Raw genomic sequence first — 18,353 nt, forward strand, 5'->3', positions numbered from 1 at the left:
CGCGCCTCCCTTCGCCTGGGGTCACCCTAGCGGGCGGGTAATGGATTACCCAGCGACCGCGCGTGGACGCAACGTACGGAACCCCCGGCGGCCGGTGCGGACGTGAGAAGATCGCGGGCGTGACTGCCTTGCCGAGTGTTTCGTACTCCATCACCGTCCGCCTCGAGGTCCCTGCCGGTGGCTCGACGGTGAGCAAACTGACGACCGCGGTCGAGCAGGCCGGCGGCCTGGTCACCGCGCTCGACGTGACCGCGTCCGGCCACGAGCGGCTCCGGATCGACGTGACCTGTGCGGCCGCGGACACCGAGCACGCCGGCCGGCTGGTCGAGGCGATGCGCGCGGTGCCCGGCGTCGAGATCGGCCGGGTCTCCGACCGGACCTTCCTGATGCACCTCGGCGGCAAGATCTCGATGGAGGCCAAGCACCCGATCCGCAACCGCGACGACCTCTCGATGATCTACACCCCGGGTGTCGCCCGGGTATGCCTCGCGATCGCGGCCAACCCCGACGACGCGCGGCGGCTGACGATCAAGCGCAACAGCGTCGCGGTGGTCACCGACGGTTCCGCCGTGCTCGGTCTGGGCAACATCGGCCCGAAGGCCGCGCTGCCGGTGATGGAGGGCAAGGCCGCGCTGTTCAAGCGGTTCGCCGGGATCGACGCCTGGCCGCTGTGCCTGGACACCCAGGACCCGGACGCGATCGTGCAGATCGTGAAGGCGATCGCCCCCGGTTTCGCGGGCATCAACCTGGAGGACATCTCCGCGCCGCGCTGCTTCGAGATCGAGGCCCGGCTGCGCGAGGAGCTCGACATCCCGGTCTTCCACGACGACCAGCACGGTACGGCGATCGTCGTCCTGGCCGCGTTGTTCAACGCGTTGCGGGTGGTCGGCAAGGACATCAGCGAGGTCCGGATCGTGCTGTCGGGTGCGGGCGCGGCCGGTACGGCGATCCTCAAGTTGCTGATCGCGGCCGGGGTGAAGGACACGATCGTGGCCGACGTCGCCGGCGTCATCCACCTCGAGCGCGACGGGTTGTCGCCGGAGCTGCGCTGGATCGCGGAGAACACCAACATCGCGAAGTACAGCGGGGATCTGAAGGGTGCGCTCAACGGAGCCGACGTGTTCATCGGGGTGTCCGCGCCGAACATCCTCAACGGCGACGACATCGCGACCATGAACGAGAACTCGATCGTCTTCGCGCTGGCCAACCCCGACCCCGAGGTCGATGCGGCCGCCGCGCACGAGCACGCGGCCGTCGTCGCGACCGGCCGGAGCGACTTCCCGAACCAGATCAACAACGTTCTGGTCTTCCCCGGTGTCTTCCGGGGCCTGCTGGACGCGCAGTCGTCCAAGGTCTCGATCGAGATGGAGCTCGCGGCAGCCAAGGCGCTGGCCGGCGTCGTCACCGACGACGAGCTGAACGCGGACTACATCGTGCCGAGCGTGTTCCACCCGGAGGTGCACACGATGGTGGCCCACGCCGTACGGGACGCCGCCGGGGGCAAGGCTCCGGCGGCCGAGCAGTTCCCGGACGACTCGCCTGCGCTGTAATGCGGGTGGGCCGGGCAGAACTCTTGTGGCGGGTCGGCTTCGTGCTGGCCTGCCTGCTCCACCTGTACGGCGTGTACTCGCCGGAGCAGGCCGGTCCTCAGGTCACGTTCCCGGAGGCCGACAAGCTCGCCCACCTGTTCCTGTTCGGTTCCGTCGCCTTCCTCGGCCTGCGCGTCGGGGTGCCGCCCCGCTGGCTGCTCGGAGCACTGGTCGCGAATGCCGTGGTCAGCGAGCTGATCCAGCACTTTCTGCTGCCGGATCGCAGTGGTGATCCGCTCGACTCGGTGGCCGATCTGATCGGCGTCGCGCTGGGCGCCTGGCTCGGCTTCCGGCTCCTGCGGTCCAAAAAGGTTGCCGAGCACGACATGATGGAACCATGACGGCCTCGACCCTGACCGGTTCGCTGCTGATAGCGACACCGTTGCTCGACGAGCCGCCCTTCCGCCGCTCGGTGATCCTGCTGCTGGATCACGACGAGGACGGCGCACTCGGGGTGGTGGTGAACCGCGCCGCCGACCTGGAGGTCGAGCGCGTGCTGTCCGACTGGTCGAAGACCGTGACCGAGCCGGGCGTGCTGTTCATGGGCGGTCCGGTCGGCACCGACAGCGCGCTCGCGGTCGCCGAGGTGATCGAGTCCGCCGACCCGCCGGGCTGGCGGGAGTGCTTCGGCCGGATCGGCCTGATCGACCTCGACGTCCCGCCGGCGCTGCTCGAAGGGGCGATCCAGCGGATGCGGATCTTCGCCGGGTACGCGGGCTGGAGCAGTGGTCAGCTGGAGGGCGAGATCACCGAGGGTGCCTGGTACGTCGTACCGTCCGAGCCCGACGACGTGTTCAGCCTGCAACCCGAGGGGTTGTGGCGGCGCGTCCTGCACCGCCAGCGCGACCAGATGGCCTACCTCGCGACGTACCCGGACGACCCGACCCAGAACTGAGCCGTCCGCGTACGCCGTCCGTCGGCTACTCCTCGCCGCCGTCGCCACCCTCGTCGTCGGGGTTGAGCGAATCCCAGATCTCCTTGCACTCCGGGCAGACCGGGAACCGCTGCGGGTCGCGGCTCGGCACCCACACCTTGCCGCACAGGGCGACCACCGGGGTGCCCATCACCATCGCCTCGGTCAGCTTGTCCTTCGGCACGTAGTGCGAGAACCGCTCGTGATCGCCCTCGTCCAACTGCGGCTTGGTGCGCTCGTCGACGACCGTCTCCGCGCCGGGGCTCAACTGAGTACTCATGCCCCCGAGTGTAGGCGGCCCGCGCGCCCGACTCCCGAAGTTTCTCCCCAGGCGATCACAAGGCGATCACCGGTGCTGCCCGGCGATCAGTCGAGCCGGGCGTCGCGGACGAGCAGGGCGGCCTGGACCCGGTTGGTGAGTCCGAGCTTGGCCAGGGCGCGGCTGACGTGCGCCTTGACGGTGGTCTCGCGCATGCCGAGCTCGCGGCCGATCTCGGCGTTCGACAGGCCGTGACCGACCGCTTTCAGTACCTCCAGTTCACGGTCGGTCACCACACAGAGGCGACGGCGGGCCTGCGCGGAATCGGTCCGTTCGGCGAACTCGTCCAGCAGCCGGCGGGTCACCGCGGGAGCGAGCATCGCCTGGCCGTCGTGGACCACGCGGACGGCGGCGGCGAGTTCGGTCGGCGGGGTGTCCTTCAGCAGGAAGCCGACCGCGCCGACGCGCAGCGCCCGGTGGACGTATTCGTCGAGGTCGTACGTGGTCAGCATGACCACCTTGGGCGGGTCAGGTTCCGCGGTGATCCGGGCGGCCGCGGCCAACCCGTCGAGGCGGGGCATCCGGACGTCGAGCAGGATCACGTCCGGACGGTGCCTGCGGACGGCCGCGACCGCCTCGTCCCCGTCGGCGGCCTCCGCAACCACACTGAGGTCCGGGGCCGCCTCGAGAATCCGCCGTAGCCCGGACCGGATCAGGTGTTCGTCATCGGCCAGCACCAGCCGGATCATCGCAGCGGCACCCGGGCGCGCACGACGAACCCGTCGCCGGCCGGCCCCGCGGTCAGTACGCCGCCGACCAGCGCGACCCGCTCCCGCAGACCCAGCAAGCCGTACCCCGTACTGGTGCCCGCGCTCGCCGATGTACCGCCCGTGTTCGAGATGACGACCTCAACGGCGTACTTGTGATAGCCCAGGGTGACCTCGACCTCGGCGCCGGGCGCATGTTTGTGGACGTTGGTGAGCGCCTCCTGGGTCACGCGGTACAGGACGCGCTGGGACGTGTCGGGCACCTGCACCGGCTCGCCGAGGTCATACCGCCTGACCACCAACCCTGTTGCCCGGGACGACTCCAGGAGCGAGTCCAGGTCGACCAGCGACGGCGGCGGACCGAGCACGGCGGCGGTTTCGTTCGGAGTTCGCAGTACCTCGACGACCTCGCGAAGGCCGGCCAGGGCTTCACGGCCGGTGGACCTGATCAAGGCGGCCGCCTCGGCGGTCGTACGGTCGGGCGGCTGCACTTCCAAAGCGCCGGCGTGAACCACCATCAGCGCGACCTTATGGGCGACGACGTCATGCATCTCGCGAGCCAGCCCGGCCCGTTCGGCTGCGCTTGCCCGGGCGGCCAGGGCCCGCCGCTCCCGCTCCCGCTGAGCCGCCTGCTCCACGAGGCCCGCCGCAAGCTGTCGCCTCGCTCGGACCCACAAACCGGCCATCGTCGGCAGCGCGACGACAACGGCCGCGAGGATCACCAGTTGCGACGCCGGAACCGAGTCTCCCTCCAGTGGCAGATCGTTGCCCAGGGCATCGAGTACGACGGGAAGCCCGGCCAGCGCGGCGTACGCGGTCAGGGCGGTAGCGATCACACGAGTCGCCTGCGGCGATTTCAGTGCGACGTAGTAGCAAGCGACGATGACCAGCGGCCAGACCGAGAAGACCAGCGTTCCGGCCGCGGCGGCCACCAGCAGCGGCCAGATCGTCCGGCGCGCAAGAGCAGCGGTCACCCCTGCGACGAGCGCGGCGAGCCCGATGCCGGGGGACCAGCCGTAGTCGACCACCACGAACCCGGCGATCCCGGCCCCTAGGACGAGCGGGACGGCCCGCTCGTGCCACGGCTCGGTGTCCATGAAGCGAGCGTAGGCCCGGAACGGCCGACGGCAATCGTCCTCTGGGGCGGGCGCAATGTCACTTAAGTAGCAGGCCTCCGTCATCCTCCGGCCGATGGCAGCTCGCGCCAGCGGCAAGAGGCTGGCGGACATGAGACGACAACTCGCAACTCTCGGCATTTCGCTGGCCTTGATGGCTGCGCTGCCCATGACGGCAGCTACTGCCACTCCACCCGCCGCCCATCGCGTCATCGTCGCGCTGTGGGGTGACGACACCAACCCGGGCACGACGACCCGGCCGTTCCGGACCATCGAGCGGGCGCAGCGGGAGGCTCGAACCGGCCGGCCGTTGGTGATCGACCTGCGGGGCGGCACGTACCGGCTGAGCGCCACCTTGAAGCCGGCCTCGTCCGCCACGTACGAAGCCTTCGGTTACGGCACTCCCAGACAGGAGGAAGTCGTCCTGAGTGGTGGCCGGGTGATCACCGGCTGGACCGAGACGCCCAGTGGCATCTGGGAGGCGCCCGCGGGCGGAATCCAAACCAGACAGCTGTACGTCGATGGCCGCCGCGCACCGCGGGCGCCGCTCGGTGCCGGCTTGCCCGGCGAGGTGACCGCTACGGACACCGGGTATGTCCTGGCCAGTCCCGTTCCGGCCGGCTGGTCGCGGCCGGCCGACATCGAGTTCGCCTACACGTTCCCTTTCTGGGTCGACGCGCGGTGTGGCGTGGACTCGATCCGCCGGGCGCACGGCAAGACGGTGATCACGATGGACCAGCCCTGCTGGTCTCTGGCCCGCAAGCTCTACGGCGCTGACGGGGAACCGCTGCCTGCTCCGACCGCGATCGACAACAGTCCGAGCTTCCTGACCAAGCCGGGAGCCTGGTACCTCGACAGTCGGCGGGACAAACTCCTGTACCACCCGCTGCCCGGCGAGGACGTGCGGAAGGCCGAGGTGGTGGCGCCCGTCCTCCAGACTCTCGTCGAGGGGGACGCGCACACGCACGACGTGGCGTTCCGCGGCCTGACTTTCGCCGATGCCACCTGGTTGGCGCCGAGTGAACCGGCCGGTTTCGTGTCGGCCTGGAGCAACTATCAGCGGCCCGGGGTCGACGGCTGGCTCACGGTCCCCGGTAACGTCGCCTTCCGCGGTAGCCGGCGCATCATGCTGTCCGGGAACACGTTCCGGCGGCTCGGCGGCCAGGCCCTGGAGCTGTCCCGCGGCGTACGGGACGCGGTCGTCGAGGCCAATCTGTTCACCGATGTCTCGGACGGCGGTGTGGTCCTGGGCGCGGTCCTGCCCGACCGGACCGGGATCAGCCGAAACGTCGTACTGCGGCGCAACCGGGTCCACCGGACCGGGGTCGAGTACCGCGGTGCGTCGGGGATCTGGCTGGTCACCGGCGACGACACGACGATCGAGCACAACCAGGTCGACAACGTTCCGTACACCGGAATCCTGGTCGGGCCACCCGGGGAGGACGGCGGCAGTTCCCACCGGACGAGGATCCTGGCCAACCGGGTCTTCGCGACCAACCAGGTGATCGAGGACGGCGGCGGGATCTACCTGCGCGGCAAACAGGGCGACGGGTACGCCGACGGCGCTCTGGTCCGCGGGAACGTGGTCACCGATGCGGGCACCCACAACTTCGACCTCGGGATCTACACCGACGACACGAGCGAGTACGTCACGGTGGACCGCAACGTGGTGCACGGGTACCCGGGCTCGATCGGCGGCTGTGCCAATCCGTATCTGCGTGACCTCCGGTTCCGCGGCAACTTCTGGGACGATCACGTCCCGGAAGGCATCGCTCGCCGTGCCTACCCGGGGACCTGGCCGACCGCCGCTGCCGACGACTGCGGCGACCCGCAACACCTGACTTTCGAGCACAATCGGCTGCTGTCTCCGGACCGCCCCGCTCTCGAGTGCGCCAGGATTCCCGCCTGCGCCCGGATCGCCGCGGCCGCGGGGCCGATCTGATTTTGGCGGGGTTGTCGGGTAACGTTCCTGCACGGCCGACAGTCGACTATCGGGGGAGTATGCCGTCCGTGGATTCGCACGTGCCAGCACCACCCGCCGTGCTACCTCCGGCCTACCCGGACCGCGCTGCTTGGGGTACTGCGAGCAAGTTGCGGGCGTGGCAGGCGGAGGCGCTCAAGCTCTACCTCGACAAGCAGCCGAAGGATTTTCTCGCGGTCGCGACGCCGGGGGCGGGTAAGACCACGTTCGCGCTGACCGTCGCGGCCGAGCTGCTGCAGCGCCGGCTGATCGAGCGGATCACCGTGGTGACACCGACCGAGCACCTCAAGGTCCAGTGGGCGGACGCGGCCGACCGGGCCGGGATCGCGATCGACCCCGCTTTCGCGGGCCGGCGCGGGCGGACGAACAAGGACTTCCAGGGCGTCGCGGTCACGTACGCCGGTGTCGCGGTGAACCCACTGGCCTTCCGGGTCCGGACGGAGAAGTTCCGCACGCTGGTCATCCTCGACGAGGTGCACCACGGTGGTGACGCGCTCAGCTGGGGCGAGGGCGTGCGAGAGGCGTTCGAGCCGGCCACCCGCCGGCTGGCCCTGACCGGTACGCCGTTCCGCAGCGACGACAACCCGATCCCGTTCGTCACCTACGAGCACGGCCACGACGGCGTCGCCCGGAGCAAGGCGGACTACACCTACGGCTACGGGCACGCGCTGCGCGACCACGTCGTACGGCCGGTCATCTTCATGTCGTACTCCGGGGAGATGCGCTGGCGGACCAAGGCAGGTGACGAGGTGGCTGCCCGGTTGGGTGAGCCGCTGACCAAGGACCTGACCGCGCAGGCGTTGCGGACAGCGCTCGATCCGACTGGCGAGTGGATGCCTGCGGTGCTGTCGGCCGCGGACAAGCGGCTGACCGAAGTACGGCGGCACATGCCGGACGCCGGCGCGCTGGTCATCTCGGGTGATCAGAACAACGCTCGCGCGTACGCGAAGGTGCTGCGGGAGCTGACCGGCGAGGCGCCGACCGTGGTGCTGTCCGACGAGAAGGCGGCGAGCAAGAAGATCGCCGCGTTCTCCGAGGGGAACCAGCGGTGGATGGTCGCGGTCCGGATGGTGAGTGAGGGCGTCGACGTACCGCGGCTGGCGGTCGGGGTCTACGCGACGCCGACCTCGACGCCGCTGTTCTTCGCGCAGGCGGTCGGCCGGTTCGTCCGGGCCCGTAAGCGCGGCGAGACGGCGTCGGTCTTCGTGCCGTCGGTGACGCGGTTGCTGAGCTTCGCCGCCGAGATGGAGGTCGAGCGCGACCACGTGCTGGGCCGGAAGAACAGCAACGAGGACGGCGACATCTTCGCCCTCGAGGACAACCTGATCGCCCAGGCCAACCAGGCCGAGGGTGCCAGCGACGACCTGGAGGCGAAGTTCGAGGCGCTCGGGTCGGACGCGAGCTTCGACCGGGTGGTGTTCGACGGCGGCGACTACGGCACCGGTGGTGATCTGGGCTCGGACGAGGAGCTCGACTTCCTCGGGCTGCCCGGACTGCTCGAACCGGATCAGGTCCGCGAACTGCTTCGCAAACGCCAGGCCAAGTCGATCGCGGCCCAGAAGCGCACCAAGCGCGCCAGCGGTCCGGACAGCGACGACCCGACCCCGACCGAGCTCGCGACCCACGAGCAGGTCTCCCTGCTCCGTCGCGAGCTGAACGGTCTCGTCGCGGCGTGGCACCACCGCACCGGCCAGCCGCACGGCGTCATCCACAACGACCTCCGCCGCAAGCTCGGCGGCCCCGCCGCCGCGCACGCCTCGTCGACCCAGCTCCGCGAACGCATCGAGCTCATCCGCGACTGGGCCACCCAACGCAGAGCCTGACCTGGGCCTGGTCACGCCGGTCCGGTTGTTGCGCCACCACCGGGGGAAACCGCTCCGGAGGAGCTCCTCGACGACGGCTCAGGACGGCGTGAGCGACTGCGTGCCGACGACGTCGAGAAGTCGCAGGGCCTGGTCGGAAGGCGAGTCGGGCTCGGCGGTGTAGAGCACGACGCGCTGGTCGCGCTCGGGGATCACGAGGATCTCGCAGGTCACGTCGATCCGGCCGACGACCGGGTGATGGATCGTCTGGCACATCCGCTGTTGCGTGCCGACCTCGTGCCGCGCCCACAACCCGGCGAACTCCTCGCTCCCGGCGAGCAGGTCCTGCACCAGCGCCCCGATCGACCGGTCCTCCGGGTACTTCGCGGTTGCCGCGCGCAGATCGGCCGCCGCCTCCCGGGCGAACTGCTCGGTCGCCGCCGCCCCGAACCGCTGCGTGGTCCCGCTGAGGAACCGCAGCCGCAGCAGATTCCGCTCGCGAGGCCGAAGGGCGCTGAAGTCGGTGATGAGCGCGGCCGCCAACGGGTTCCACGCAAGGACGTCGTACTTCGCGTCGAGGACCAGCCCGGGGACATCGAGGCGCGCCAACATCCGCAGTACGCCGGACCGCACGTCGGCGGGCGGACCGGGTGGGGGACCGGGTTGCTCACCGGCCAGCCGGAAGAGGTGGTCGCGCTCGTCGTCGGACAGCCGCAACGCCCGGGCGAGTCCGCTCAGCACCGGCCGGGACGGTCGCGGGCCGCGGCCCTGCTCTAGTCGCGTGTAGTAGTCGGTGGACATCGTCGCCAGACTCGCGACCTCCTCGCGCCGCAATCCCGGCGTACGGCGACGCAGTCCCGCGGGCAACCCGACGTCCTCCGGGCGCAACCGGTCCCGCCGGGTGCGCAGGAATTCCGCGAGCTGAGGTCTGTCCACGTCTTCAGGATCTCAGCCGGCCCGGACCGCAACCAGGGACTCCCGGTCCCTGGATCGGCTCGCTCTGCCAACGCCTCGTGATCGCGGCGAACCTGGAGCACATGAACACCGACAAGATTGCGCTCGTCACGGGCGCCACCAAGGGAATCGGCCGGCAGATCGTCCAGCAGCTGGGCGAACTCGACTACACCGTGCTGGTCGGATCGCGAGACCTCGCGCGCGGCCAGGCGGTCGTCAAGGAACTGGTTGCCGATGGCATCGATGCGACAGTCGCCGAGCTGGAGGTGACCGACGAGAGCTCGATCCGCGCGGCCGCCGCGGAGATCGAGCGAGCGTACGGGCGACTCGACGTCCTGGTGAACAACGCGGCGATCATCGCCGAGGGCGACACGGCCGCTTCCGAGATCGGCCTCGACGTACTGCGGCGCGGCTACGAGACCAACGTCGTCGGCCTGGTCGCGACGACCCAGGCGATGCTTCCGCTGCTGCGGAAAGCGGACCGGGCCAGGATCGTGAACCTCTCCACCGAGCTCTCCTCGCTGACCCGCGTCGGCGATCCTGCCGCGCGAGCCTCCACGGTCCGCATGCTCGGCTACAACTCGTCCAAGGTCGCGGTGAACATGGTCACGGTCATGCTCGCCAACGAACTCCGCGGCACCGGCATCCTGGTCAACGCCGCCGACCCCGGCAAGTGCGCCACCGAGATGGGCGGCCTCGACACTGCACGGACGCCGGCCCAAGGCGCCGCCGTCGCAGTCCGCCTTGCCACCCTCCCCGCGGACGGCCCCACCGGCGAACTCCACAACGAAGACGGCCGCCTGCCCTGGTGAATCAGGTCGTGACATAAGTTCAAGAGCGTGGCTCGTCTGTTGACCGATATCCGTCCGCTCAAGGAGTCGGCAGATTTCCGGCGGTTGTGGATCGGGTCGACGGTGTCGCAGCTCGGGCAGCAGATGACCGCGGTGACCGTGTCGATCCAGGTGTACGCCCTGTCGCACTCGACCTTCGCGGTCGGCCTGGTCGGGCTCTGCTCGCTGGTCCCGCTGATCGTCTTCGGCCTGTACGGCGGTGCGATGGCCGACGCCGTCGACCGCCGTACGCTGGCCCTCGTCTCGTCCAGCGGCCTGTGGTTGCTCTCGATGCTGCTCGTGGCCCAGTCGGTGCTGCACTGGAACCGCGTAGGCGTCCTGTACGCCGTGGTCGCAGCCCAATCCGCCTGCTTCGCGGTGAACAACCCGGCGCGCTCCGCGATCATCCCGCGTCTGATCCGGCCCGCGCTGCTGCCGGCCGCGAACACGTTGAGCCAGGCGGCCTTCAACCTCGGGTTCACCGCCGGCCCGCTGCTCGGGGCGGTCGTGATCGCGTGGCAGGGGTTCGGCGCCGCCTACCTGGTCGACGTCATCACCTTCACCGCAGCCCTGTACGCGCTGTTCCGCCTTCCGGCCGTGCCGCCGACCGGCGAAGTACGCCGAGCCGGGCTGCGCTCTGTCCTGGAAGGCTTCACCTTCCTCAGGGCGGCGCCGGCTCTGCTGGCCACCTTCGTGGCGGACATCCTGGCGATGGTGTTCGCCCAGCCGCGGGCGCTGTTCCCCGCTGTGGCAGGCGGGTTCTTCGCCGGCGGAGTACGGACGGTCGGTTTGCTGCAGGCGTCGCCGGCACTGGGCGCGCTGGTGGGAGTGCTGTTCTCGGGCTGGGTCAGCCGGGTCCGTCGGCAGGGCGTGGCGATCGTGGCGGCGATCACCGTGTACGCCGCGGCGGTCGGCCTCTTCGGCTTGTCCCGCACGGTCTGGCTCGGAGTGGCGCTGCTGGCGACGTCGGGTGCGGCCGACATGGTCAGTTCGGCGTACCGGAACACCGTGCTGCAGTCGGCCGCGCCGGACGCGATGCGCGGGCGGCTGCAGGGGGTGTTCATCGTGGTGGTCGCAGGTGGGCCGAGGCTCGGGGACTTCGTCGCCGGTACGACGGCCTCGCTCACCACTCCCACGATCGCGCTGCTGGCGGGCGCGGGCGTCTGCATCACGGGGCTGTTCGTCCTGCTCGCCTGGAACAAGCCCTTCCGCGACTACGACTCCGAGGTGCGTGCGCTGCGCTGAGACTCCGAGGTGCGGGCGCTGCGCTGACCGTCAGCCGCCGGTGGCCAGCTTCTTGACCACGGTCCACCAGGAGTCCATGTCCGGGTTGATCTCGCGCATCGGCTGGTCGCCGACGGTGACGATCTTGCGGTCGCCGAGCGGCTTCTTCAGCTCGATCGGCAGCAGCGAGATGTCGTTCTCGGCCGGACACGGTTCGAGCGCGTCCAGGACGACGGTGATCTTGGTGTCCTCCTGGGCCACGTTCACGTCCGATCCGCAGCTGCCCGGCACCCCGATGAGCAGATCGGTGTCGTCGTACGAGGGCCTGTTCTGAATCCACTTCAGATACTTCGGTTTCTTGCCGTGCACCAACTGGTACGCCGGCAGCGGCTGCTGCTTCTTCTCCAGCACCTCGCCCGAGCCGTCACCGATGAAGTTGCCGTAGATCATGTCGATACACGGGTCCGCGGTCTGGGTCTTGTCGTCGAAGGCGCCCCAGGCCTTGGCGGCGATGTAGCAGCCGTTCGCCTCGCGGTTCAGCGAGACGTTGAACCCGATCAGCGCGAGCGCGCCGATGATCAGGGCGCCCGCGAGCATCCGGCGGGCCTGCAGCTGCTGCGGGCCGAGCCGGGCCGGCTCCTCGGCCGCCTCGCCGTCGCCGGCCGGCTGCTGCCGGAACAGCCCCAGCACGTTGCTCGTCCACTGCGGGTTGATCAGCGTCGGGATGGCATAAATCGCAATCAGGACGACACAGACCGCGATGGCGGGGAGGAGCGTCCAGTAATTTCGCACGGCAGCAAGATACGGGGCCATCGGGCCGCGGCCGAAAAACGGTTACGCTTCCGCTGTGCCTGCAGAGACGTCCCAGACGCTCGACAGAGGACTGACGGTTCTCGAGTTGCTGGCGGACGCCCCCGACGGCCTCTCCATCACCGAACTCGCCGTCTCGCTCGGCGTCAGCCGGACGGTCGTCTACCGCCTGGTGAACACCTTGGAGCTGCATCGACTCGTCAGGCGAGACAGTGAGGGCCGTGCCCGGCTCGGGCTCGCGGTGCTCCACTACAGCCGTCGCGTGCAGCCGACCCTGCGCGACGCGGCACTGCCGGTACTACGTTCCCTCGCCGAGGACACCGGTGCGACGGCGCACCTGACGGTCGCCGACGGCGAAGAGGCGCTCGCAATCGCCGTGATCGAGCCGAGCTGGACCGACTTCCACGTCTCGTACCGGATGGGCTCGCGGCACGCGCTCGACCAGGGTGCGGCCGGGAAGGCGATCCTCGCCGGCCGCCGCAAGCCCGACCCAGCGGGCCGCCCCTTCGTCATCACGGCCGGTGAGCTCCAGGCGGGTGCGCAGGGCGTGTCGTCGCCCGTGCTCGGCGTACCGGGGGTAGAGGCGTCCATCGGCGTCGTCGTCCTCGGCAAACTCGACCGCGACTTCGTCGGCCCTCGCGTCGCTCGCGCGGCGGTCGAGGTGGCGAAGCGCCTCGCGTGAGGTCGGCGGACCGCCCCCACTGATCAACTGACCCGCAGCGGCGAGACGCACGTCTGGAGCACTTGCTTCGACCGGCCTGATGCCGGGTTACTGAGTGTTGGAAGTGCGGGAAGTCGCGGCGTGGAGGAGTGGGAGAACGCGGTGCGGGATCTGCTCGGCTAGGGCGATCACCGTGGAGGCGCGCTGGATACCGCGGACGATGACGACCTGGTCGATCACCCGCTGCAGGTCGGCGTTGGAGCGCGCCACGATCCGGCACCACAGGTCCTCGGCGCCGGTGATGGTATGCACCTCCAGCACCTCGGGGATCCTCGCCAGCGCTTCGGCCACCGTCGTGTGGCCTGAGCCCTGCTCGATCTGCAAGGTCGCGAACGCCGTCACCGGATAGCCGATCGCCGTCGTGTCCACATCCGGTCCCCAGCCGCGGACGACACCGTCGCGCTGGAGCCGGTCGAGTCGCGCCTGGATCGTCCCCCGGGCGACGCCGAGCCGGCGCGAGGCCTCCAGCACGCCGACCCGCGGTTCGGCCGCGAACAGGTCGAGGATCCGGGCGTCCAAAGCGTCGACGGCTGCCATGGCTGCTCCCTGGGAGTAGTAAGAATGACCGAATAGTCCAACAGAACCCTGAGAATACTGCACAACCTGTCCAGTGAAATTTCAAAGTGTTGCGCAACCTGTCCTCACCCGGCGAGGCTCACGACAAGCCGATCCCTGGAGGAGACCGATGACCAGCACCGACCTCACCCCCGCAGAGCTCGACGCCGATCTCGACCTCGAGCAGCTGAAGCAGCTCGTCGGACTGGTGCCTTACGACGAGAGCACCGACCCGTTCCCGGTGACCGCGATGGACGCCGTCGTCTTCGTGGTCGGCAACGCGACCCAGACCGCGAAGTACTACCAGCTCGCCTTCGGGATGGACCTGGTCGCGTACTCCGGCCCGGAGACCGGCAACAAGGACAGCAAGGCCTTCGTCCTGAAGGCCGGCTCCGCGCGCTTCGTCATCACCGGCGGCGTGCACCCGAACAGCTCGCTCAACGACCACCACCGCAAACACGGTGACGGCGTCTCGGACATCGCGCTCGAGGTCCCGGACGTGGACAAGTGCATCAAGCACGCTCGCGAGCAGGGCGCGATCGTGCTGGAGGAGCCGCACGACGTCACCGACGAGCACGGCACGGTCCGCCGAGCCGCGATCGCGGCGTACGGCGACACCCGGCACTCGCTGATCGACCGCAGCCGGTACGACGGCCCGTACCTGCCCGGCTTCGTCGAGGCGAAGACCGCCGTCACCCGCCCCGAGGGCCACCCCAAGCGGCTGTTCCAGGCGGTCGACCATGTGGTCGGCAACGTGGAGCTGGGCCTGATGGACGAGTGGGTCGGCTTCTACAACAAGGTGATGGGCTTCGTGAACATGGCGGAGTTCATCGGCGACGACATCGCCACCGACTACTCCGCGCTGATGAGCAAGGTGGTGGCCAACGGCAACCACCGGGTCAAGTTCCCGCTGAACGAGCCGGCCATCGCGAAGAAGAAGTCGCAGATCGACGAGTTCCTGGAGTTCTACGACGGAGCCGGCGCGCAGCACATCGCGCTCGCCACCAACGACATCCTGCGGACCGTCGACATCATGCGCGCCAACGGCGTGGAGTTCCTGGACACGCCCGACTCGTACTACGAGGACCCCGAACTGCGCGAGCGGATCGGCAACGTCCGGGCGCCGATCGAGGAACTCCAGAAGCGCAAGATCCTGGTCGACCGCGACGAGGACGGCTACCTGCTGCAGATCTTCACCAAGCCGATCGGCGACCGGCCGACGGTGTTCTACGAACTGATCGAGCGGCACGGCTCGCTGGGCTTCGGCAAGGGCAACTTCAAGGCCCTGTTCGAGGCGATCGAGCGCGAGCAGGAGCGCCGCGGCAACCTCTGATTCGTGGCCGCCGGCCCGCCTCGCGGTGGCGGGCCGGCGCGACACGCCGTGAGTTGGCGAAACCTTTGCGTCCGATTACCGGATTGACTGTCAGGTCAGGGGCGGTTGGACTACTGTGCCTGATGAGTGCGCGTCGGGGCGTGCATTCAGGAAGGGTTTTCCGATGAAGACACTGGGCATTCTGCTCAGCACCGCGGGACTGGCCGGAGCGGGCGCTATCGCTTTGGCCCAACCAGCACAGGCGGTCGAACTCGCCAACTGCCCGGGTGCCAGAACCATCTCGTCAGCGCAGCTTTTCCGCGACCACAAACCACCGGGCTGGGGCGACGTCAGACTCGTCCGCGACAGCTGTTCGCAGTACTGGGCCGAGGTCACGATGGACTCCCGGCTGCCCGCGCACGCGCTGACCAGCGCGTACCTGGTGCAGTACGGCGGCTCCAACAACGGCCGCACCCTGTCCTGTGACAGCAGCGGTGGGACCGGAGCCGTGGTCGCCGGGCAGCGGACCTGCCGGACGCCGAAGGTGAGATCGCTGGACACCAGCACCACCTTCGTCGCGGTCGCGCGGGAGTTCCACGACTACGGCGGCGGCTTCCAGCAGATCTCCGAGAACAGAACGTCCCGGACCCGCTGACTCGTCCTGACGCGGCTGCGGCACACGATTAGGCTCACCAGGTATGAGTGAGGTTGTCGAGCGGCTGCGACAGGTCCTGCCACCGGAAGCCGTGGTCACCGACCCGGACCGGATCCAGAGCTATCGGTACGACCGGGCGATGTTCTGCCCGGCCGGTGAGCCGCTGGCGGTGGTACTGGCCCGGGAGACCGCGCACGTCCAGGCCGCGGTCCGGATCGCGGCCGAGGCCGGCGTGCCCGTCGTACCGCAGGGGGCCCGGTCCGGGCTGTCCGGTGCCGCGAACGCGCTGGACGGCTGCATCGTGGTGTCGCTGGAGAAGATGGACCGGATCCTGGCGATCGAGCCGGTCGACCGGTACGTCGTGACGCAGCCCGGTGTGTTCAACGCGGTGCTGTCGCGCGCGGTCGCCGAGCAGGGGCTGTTCTACCCGCCGGACCCGTCCAGCTGGGAGTTCTGCTCGATCGGCGGCAACCTGTCCACGAACTCAGGCGGCCTGTGCTGCGTGAAGTACGGCGTGACGACCGACTACGTGCTCGGGCTCGAGGTCGTGCTCGCCGACGGCCGGGTCCTGCGCACCGGGCGCAAGACCGTCAAGGGCGTCGCGGGGTACGACCTGACCAAGCTGATCGTCGGCAGCGAGGGGACGCTCGGCATCATCACCGAGGCGACCCTGGCGCTCCGGCCGGCCGCGGCCCGGCCCCGGACGATGGCTGCGCTGTTCGACAGCGGGGTGGCCGCGGGCGAGGCGATCGTCGAGATCATCCGCAGCGGCGTCTCGCTGAGCCTGCTGGAGATCATGGACCGGACCACGATCAAGGCCGTCAACGACTTCAAGCGGATGGACCTGCCGACCGAGGCGGCCGCGATGCTGATCGCCCAATCGGACGCCGGTGGCGAGGCCGGCGCCGCGGACGTGGCGATGGTGGCGAAGCTGTGCCGCCAGTACGGCGCGATCGAGTGCATCGAGGCCGACGATCCGGCCGAGGGGGAGTTGCTGCTGGAGGCGCGTCGCGCGGCCCTGGTCGCGCTGGAGCACCTCGGCACGACCATGATCGACGACGTCTGCGTACCGCGGTCCAGGCTGGCCGACTTCATCGGCGCGGTCGAACAGATCGCGACGGAGGTCGACATCACCGTCGGCGTGCTCGGCCACGCCGGGGACGGCAACATGCACCCGACCGTGGTCTTCGACGCCACCGATCCCGAGCAGGCCCGGCGGGCACAGGTGGCGTTCGACCGGATCATGGAGGTCGGCCTCGAACTCGGCGGCACCATCACCGGCGAGCACGGCGTCGGGGTGCTCAAACGCGACTGGCTGGCGGAGGAGATCGGCCCGGTCGCGGTCGACGTCCACCGCGCAATCAAGGCCGCCCTGGACCCGCAGAACATCCTGAATCCGGGCAAGGTCGTCGCAGTGGGAAGCCTGTGACTCAACCGCAACGGAACTGCCGGGGCCACAGGACGTCGGTGGCCGTCGAATGTGACGTCCTGGCCGCACTATGGAAGGCAGTTGACTGAAACCGCCCGGGGGATTGTGGATGAGGCACGGTAGGAGGCGAGCCATGCGAGCCAAGCGGGTGTTGCCTGCTGCCGTGATGCTGCTCGCCCTGCTGACCTTCACCGGCTGCGCCAACGGCGGTGGCCTGCGGGTCGAAGGTGCCGAGGCGCCGTCGACGACCACCCCGGCCGCCCCTTCGACGAAGACCCCGCAGGGGTTCGGCAAGACCGACCGCACACCGGTCACGGTGAGCCTGTCGCAGGTGCGGCAGACGCTGCTTGCCGACCCGAGCCTGGACCAGTACTCCCGGACCGTGCTGCGGGGATGCCTGATAGTCGAGCGTTGCCTCACCCGTGGCGCGACGGTGAACGTGATGCGGAGCGCGCAGCCGCAACTCGTCGTACTGATCCACACCGTGGACAACTTCACCTTCGGTGCGTTCCTGATCGCGGTCGAACCGGGGGGTCCGCGCCGGGTTTGGAGTTTGAAGGCCGATCAGTTGAAGATCAGTGCCAGCCGGCAGGGCGACCTGGTGGTGGAGTCGGAAATCTTCGCCGTCGACGACAAGCCTTGCTGCCCATCTGTAACTCGGGTCGAGGTCTACCGTTGGACAGGTCAACAGATGATCAGGGTGAGTTCGCAGGACCAAAAGGGAGACTGAGTTTCGGTGGTACCGGAAGAACCGGCAGCGCGCATCCTGATGGTCGAGGACGACGCGGTGATCCGTGAGGCAACCCAGTTGACCCTCGAGCGGCACGGGTACGACGTCACCACAGCCGAGGACGGGCTGGAGGCGATCGAAAGTTTCGAGAAGATCCATCCGGACGCGGTGATGCTGGACATCATGTTGCCCGGGCTGGACGGCATCTCGGTGTGCCGCCGGATCCGCGAGACCAGCACCGTGCCGATCGTGATGGTGTCCGCCCGCGGCGACGCGCTGGACGTCGTACTGGGCCTGGAGGCCGGGGCGGACGACTACGTCACCAAGCCGTTCGACACCCAGGTGCTGGTCGCTCGGCTCCGAGCCGTACTGCGGCGCGCGGTGGCCGACCCTGAGCGTCCGGCGCCGTCGACCGGGTCGACGGTGGAGTCGTTCGGCGACCTGGAGCTGGACCGGGAGGCGCTGGAGGTCCGGCGGGGCGGCAGCACTGTGCAGCTGACCCCGACCGAGCTCAAGCTGCTGATCGAGTTCGCCAACAACCCGGGCGTGGTGCTCAGCAGGTCGACGCTGCTGCAGCGCGTGTGGGACTACGAGTGGGGCGGCGACGGCCGGCTGGTCGACGTCCACCTGCAGCGGCTGCGGACGAAGATCGGGGCCGATCGCATCGAGACCGTCCGCGGATTCGGATACAAGCTGCGGGCCTAGCG

General features: G+C 69.3%; 19 protein-coding genes. 13 read left to right on the plus strand and 6 right to left on the minus strand.

The window, feature by feature from the left end:
- The first annotated feature begins 119 nt into the window (after positions 1-119).
- From DIZ26_RS28765 to DIZ26_RS28775, 3 genes are read left to right on the plus strand one after another with little or no spacing between them, the layout of a single operon-like run.
- Positions 120-1,550 carry an NAD-dependent malic enzyme gene (locus tag DIZ26_RS28765; protein ID WP_112247223.1) on the plus strand — a complete coding sequence of 477 codons (1,431 nt, stop codon included), beginning with the start codon at positions 120-122 and terminating at the stop codon, positions 1,548-1,550.
- 5 nt (positions 1,551-1,555) lie between these two features.
- Positions 1,556-1,930: a VanZ family protein gene (locus DIZ26_RS28770; protein WP_232828660.1), complete on the plus strand. Its 375-nt coding sequence runs from the start codon at positions 1,556-1,558 to the stop codon at positions 1,928-1,930.
- On the plus strand, positions 1,927-2,484 hold the full coding sequence (locus DIZ26_RS28775) for a YqgE/AlgH family protein (RefSeq protein WP_112247049.1): 558 nt from the start codon (positions 1,927-1,929) through the stop codon (positions 2,482-2,484). The genes DIZ26_RS28770 and DIZ26_RS28775 overlap by 4 nt, the downstream gene beginning before the upstream one ends.
- Before the next feature lie 25 nt (positions 2,485-2,509).
- Here the strand turns inward: DIZ26_RS28775 and DIZ26_RS28780 are convergent, their stop codons facing one another.
- The 3 genes from DIZ26_RS28780 to DIZ26_RS28790 all read right to left on the minus strand — a co-directional run bounded on the left by DIZ26_RS28780 (position 2,510) and on the right by DIZ26_RS28790 (position 4,625).
- Entirely contained in the window at positions 2,510-2,782 is a 273-nt protein-coding gene (locus DIZ26_RS28780; RefSeq protein ID WP_112247051.1) for a DUF3039 domain-containing protein, read from the minus strand.
- An 86-nt stretch (positions 2,783-2,868) separates the two neighbouring features.
- Positions 2,869-3,510 carry a response regulator gene (locus tag DIZ26_RS28785; RefSeq protein WP_112247053.1) on the minus strand — a complete coding sequence of 214 codons (642 nt, stop codon included), beginning with the start codon at positions 3,508-3,510 and terminating at the stop codon, positions 2,869-2,871.
- Positions 3,507-4,625: a sensor histidine kinase gene (locus DIZ26_RS28790; protein ID WP_157979840.1), complete on the minus strand. Its 1,119-nt coding sequence runs from the start codon at positions 4,623-4,625 to the stop codon at positions 3,507-3,509. The genes DIZ26_RS28785 and DIZ26_RS28790 overlap by 4 nt, the downstream gene beginning before the upstream one ends.
- A gap of 130 nt (positions 4,626-4,755) precedes the next feature.
- Here DIZ26_RS28790 and DIZ26_RS28795 point away from each other — a divergent pair, with 130 nt between their 5' ends.
- Both DIZ26_RS28795 and DIZ26_RS28800 read left to right on the plus strand, forming a co-directional pair.
- Positions 4,756-6,585, plus strand: coding sequence for a right-handed parallel beta-helix repeat-containing protein (locus DIZ26_RS28795; RefSeq protein WP_198676318.1), 1,830 nt, complete (start codon positions 4,756-4,758; stop codon positions 6,583-6,585).
- A 59-nt stretch (positions 6,586-6,644) separates the two neighbouring features.
- Positions 6,645-8,447, plus strand: coding sequence for a DEAD/DEAH box helicase (locus DIZ26_RS28800; RefSeq protein ID WP_112247057.1), 1,803 nt, complete (start codon positions 6,645-6,647; stop codon positions 8,445-8,447).
- Positions 8,448-8,525: 78 nt separating this feature from the next.
- On the opposite strand, the gene DIZ26_RS28805 is transcribed toward DIZ26_RS28800, so the two are convergent.
- The gene (locus DIZ26_RS28805) at positions 8,526-9,362 is read right to left on the minus strand and encodes a helix-turn-helix transcriptional regulator (RefSeq protein ID WP_112247059.1); all 837 of its coding nucleotides are present in this window, start codon (positions 9,360-9,362) and stop codon (positions 8,526-8,528) included.
- 101 nt (positions 9,363-9,463) lie between these two features.
- Between DIZ26_RS28805 and DIZ26_RS28810 the strand changes: the two genes are divergently transcribed.
- Both DIZ26_RS28810 and DIZ26_RS28815 read left to right on the plus strand, forming a co-directional pair.
- Positions 9,464-10,192 (plus strand): SDR family NAD(P)-dependent oxidoreductase, encoded by a 729-nt coding sequence (locus tag DIZ26_RS28810; RefSeq protein ID WP_112247229.1) that lies wholly within the window; start codon positions 9,464-9,466, stop codon positions 10,190-10,192.
- Between the two features lie 27 nt (positions 10,193-10,219).
- Positions 10,220-11,455: an MFS transporter gene (locus DIZ26_RS28815; protein WP_112247061.1), complete on the plus strand. Its 1,236-nt coding sequence runs from the start codon at positions 10,220-10,222 to the stop codon at positions 11,453-11,455.
- Positions 11,456-11,485: 30 nt separating this feature from the next.
- On the opposite strand, the gene DIZ26_RS28820 is transcribed toward DIZ26_RS28815, so the two are convergent.
- A complete protein-coding gene (locus DIZ26_RS28820) occupies positions 11,486-12,226 on the minus strand; it encodes a hypothetical protein (protein ID WP_232828661.1) in 741 nt (246 codons plus the stop codon).
- Between the two features lie 55 nt (positions 12,227-12,281).
- Between DIZ26_RS28820 and DIZ26_RS28825 the strand changes: the two genes are divergently transcribed.
- Positions 12,282-12,926: an IclR family transcriptional regulator gene (locus DIZ26_RS28825; protein WP_112247065.1), complete on the plus strand. Its 645-nt coding sequence runs from the start codon at positions 12,282-12,284 to the stop codon at positions 12,924-12,926.
- 87 nt (positions 12,927-13,013) lie between these two features.
- On the opposite strand, the gene DIZ26_RS28830 is transcribed toward DIZ26_RS28825, so the two are convergent.
- The gene (locus tag DIZ26_RS28830) at positions 13,014-13,502 is read right to left on the minus strand and encodes an Lrp/AsnC family transcriptional regulator (protein ID WP_112247067.1); all 489 of its coding nucleotides are present in this window, start codon (positions 13,500-13,502) and stop codon (positions 13,014-13,016) included.
- A 148-nt stretch (positions 13,503-13,650) separates the two neighbouring features.
- Here DIZ26_RS28830 and hppD point away from each other — a divergent pair, with 148 nt between their 5' ends.
- The 5 genes from hppD to cseB all read left to right on the plus strand — a co-directional run bounded on the left by hppD (position 13,651) and on the right by cseB (position 18,351).
- The gene (gene hppD / locus DIZ26_RS28835) at positions 13,651-14,853 is read left to right on the plus strand and encodes a 4-hydroxyphenylpyruvate dioxygenase (RefSeq protein ID WP_112247069.1); all 1,203 of its coding nucleotides are present in this window, start codon (positions 13,651-13,653) and stop codon (positions 14,851-14,853) included.
- 163 nt (positions 14,854-15,016) lie between these two features.
- Positions 15,017-15,487, plus strand: coding sequence for a DUF2690 domain-containing protein (locus DIZ26_RS28840; protein WP_112247071.1), 471 nt, complete (start codon positions 15,017-15,019; stop codon positions 15,485-15,487).
- Positions 15,488-15,530: 43 nt separating this feature from the next.
- The gene (locus DIZ26_RS28845; RefSeq protein ID WP_112247073.1) at positions 15,531-16,916 is read left to right on the plus strand and encodes an FAD-binding oxidoreductase; all 1,386 of its coding nucleotides are present in this window, start codon (positions 15,531-15,533) and stop codon (positions 16,914-16,916) included.
- Between the two features lie 133 nt (positions 16,917-17,049).
- Positions 17,050-17,646: a hypothetical protein gene (locus tag DIZ26_RS28850; RefSeq protein WP_112247075.1), complete on the plus strand. Its 597-nt coding sequence runs from the start codon at positions 17,050-17,052 to the stop codon at positions 17,644-17,646.
- A 6-nt stretch (positions 17,647-17,652) separates the two neighbouring features.
- On the plus strand, positions 17,653-18,351 hold the full coding sequence (cseB, locus tag DIZ26_RS28855) for a two-component system response regulator CseB (RefSeq protein ID WP_112247077.1): 699 nt from the start codon (positions 17,653-17,655) through the stop codon (positions 18,349-18,351).
- Positions 18,352-18,353: the final 2 nt, after the last annotated feature.

It is taken from the genome of Kribbella monticola (genome assembly GCF_003261635.1).
In the GTDB taxonomy this organism is placed as follows: Bacteria; Actinomycetota; Actinomycetes; order Propionibacteriales; family Kribbellaceae; genus Kribbella; species Kribbella monticola.

Excerpts from the sequence above, each read along its gene's own strand:
- DIZ26_RS28775 (WP_112247049.1), top strand. The coding sequence starts at position 1,927 with ATGACGGCCTCGACCCTGACCGGTTCGCTGCTGATAGCGACACCGTTG.
- DIZ26_RS28780 (WP_112247051.1), bottom strand. The coding sequence starts at position 2,782 with ATGAGTACTCAGTTGAGCCCCGGCGCGGAGACGGTCGTCGACGAGCGC.
- DIZ26_RS28785 (WP_112247053.1), bottom strand. The coding sequence starts at position 3,510 with ATGATCCGGCTGGTGCTGGCCGATGACGAACACCTGATCCGGTCCGGG.
- DIZ26_RS28790 (WP_157979840.1), bottom strand. The coding sequence starts at position 4,625 with ATGGACACCGAGCCGTGGCACGAGCGGGCCGTCCCGCTCGTCCTAGGG.
- DIZ26_RS28795 (WP_198676318.1), top strand. The coding sequence starts at position 4,756 with ATGAGACGACAACTCGCAACTCTCGGCATTTCGCTGGCCTTGATGGCT.
- DIZ26_RS28800 (WP_112247057.1), top strand. The coding sequence starts at position 6,645 with ATGCCGTCCGTGGATTCGCACGTGCCAGCACCACCCGCCGTGCTACCT.
- DIZ26_RS28810 (WP_112247229.1), top strand. The coding sequence starts at position 9,464 with ATGAACACCGACAAGATTGCGCTCGTCACGGGCGCCACCAAGGGAATC.
- DIZ26_RS28830 (WP_112247067.1), bottom strand. The coding sequence starts at position 13,502 with ATGGCAGCCGTCGACGCTTTGGACGCCCGGATCCTCGACCTGTTCGCG.
- hppD (WP_112247069.1), top strand. The coding sequence starts at position 13,651 with ATGACCAGCACCGACCTCACCCCCGCAGAGCTCGACGCCGATCTCGAC.
- DIZ26_RS28840 (WP_112247071.1), top strand. The coding sequence starts at position 15,017 with ATGAAGACACTGGGCATTCTGCTCAGCACCGCGGGACTGGCCGGAGCG.
- DIZ26_RS28845 (WP_112247073.1), top strand. The coding sequence starts at position 15,531 with ATGAGTGAGGTTGTCGAGCGGCTGCGACAGGTCCTGCCACCGGAAGCC.
- DIZ26_RS28850 (WP_112247075.1), top strand. The coding sequence starts at position 17,050 with ATGCGAGCCAAGCGGGTGTTGCCTGCTGCCGTGATGCTGCTCGCCCTG.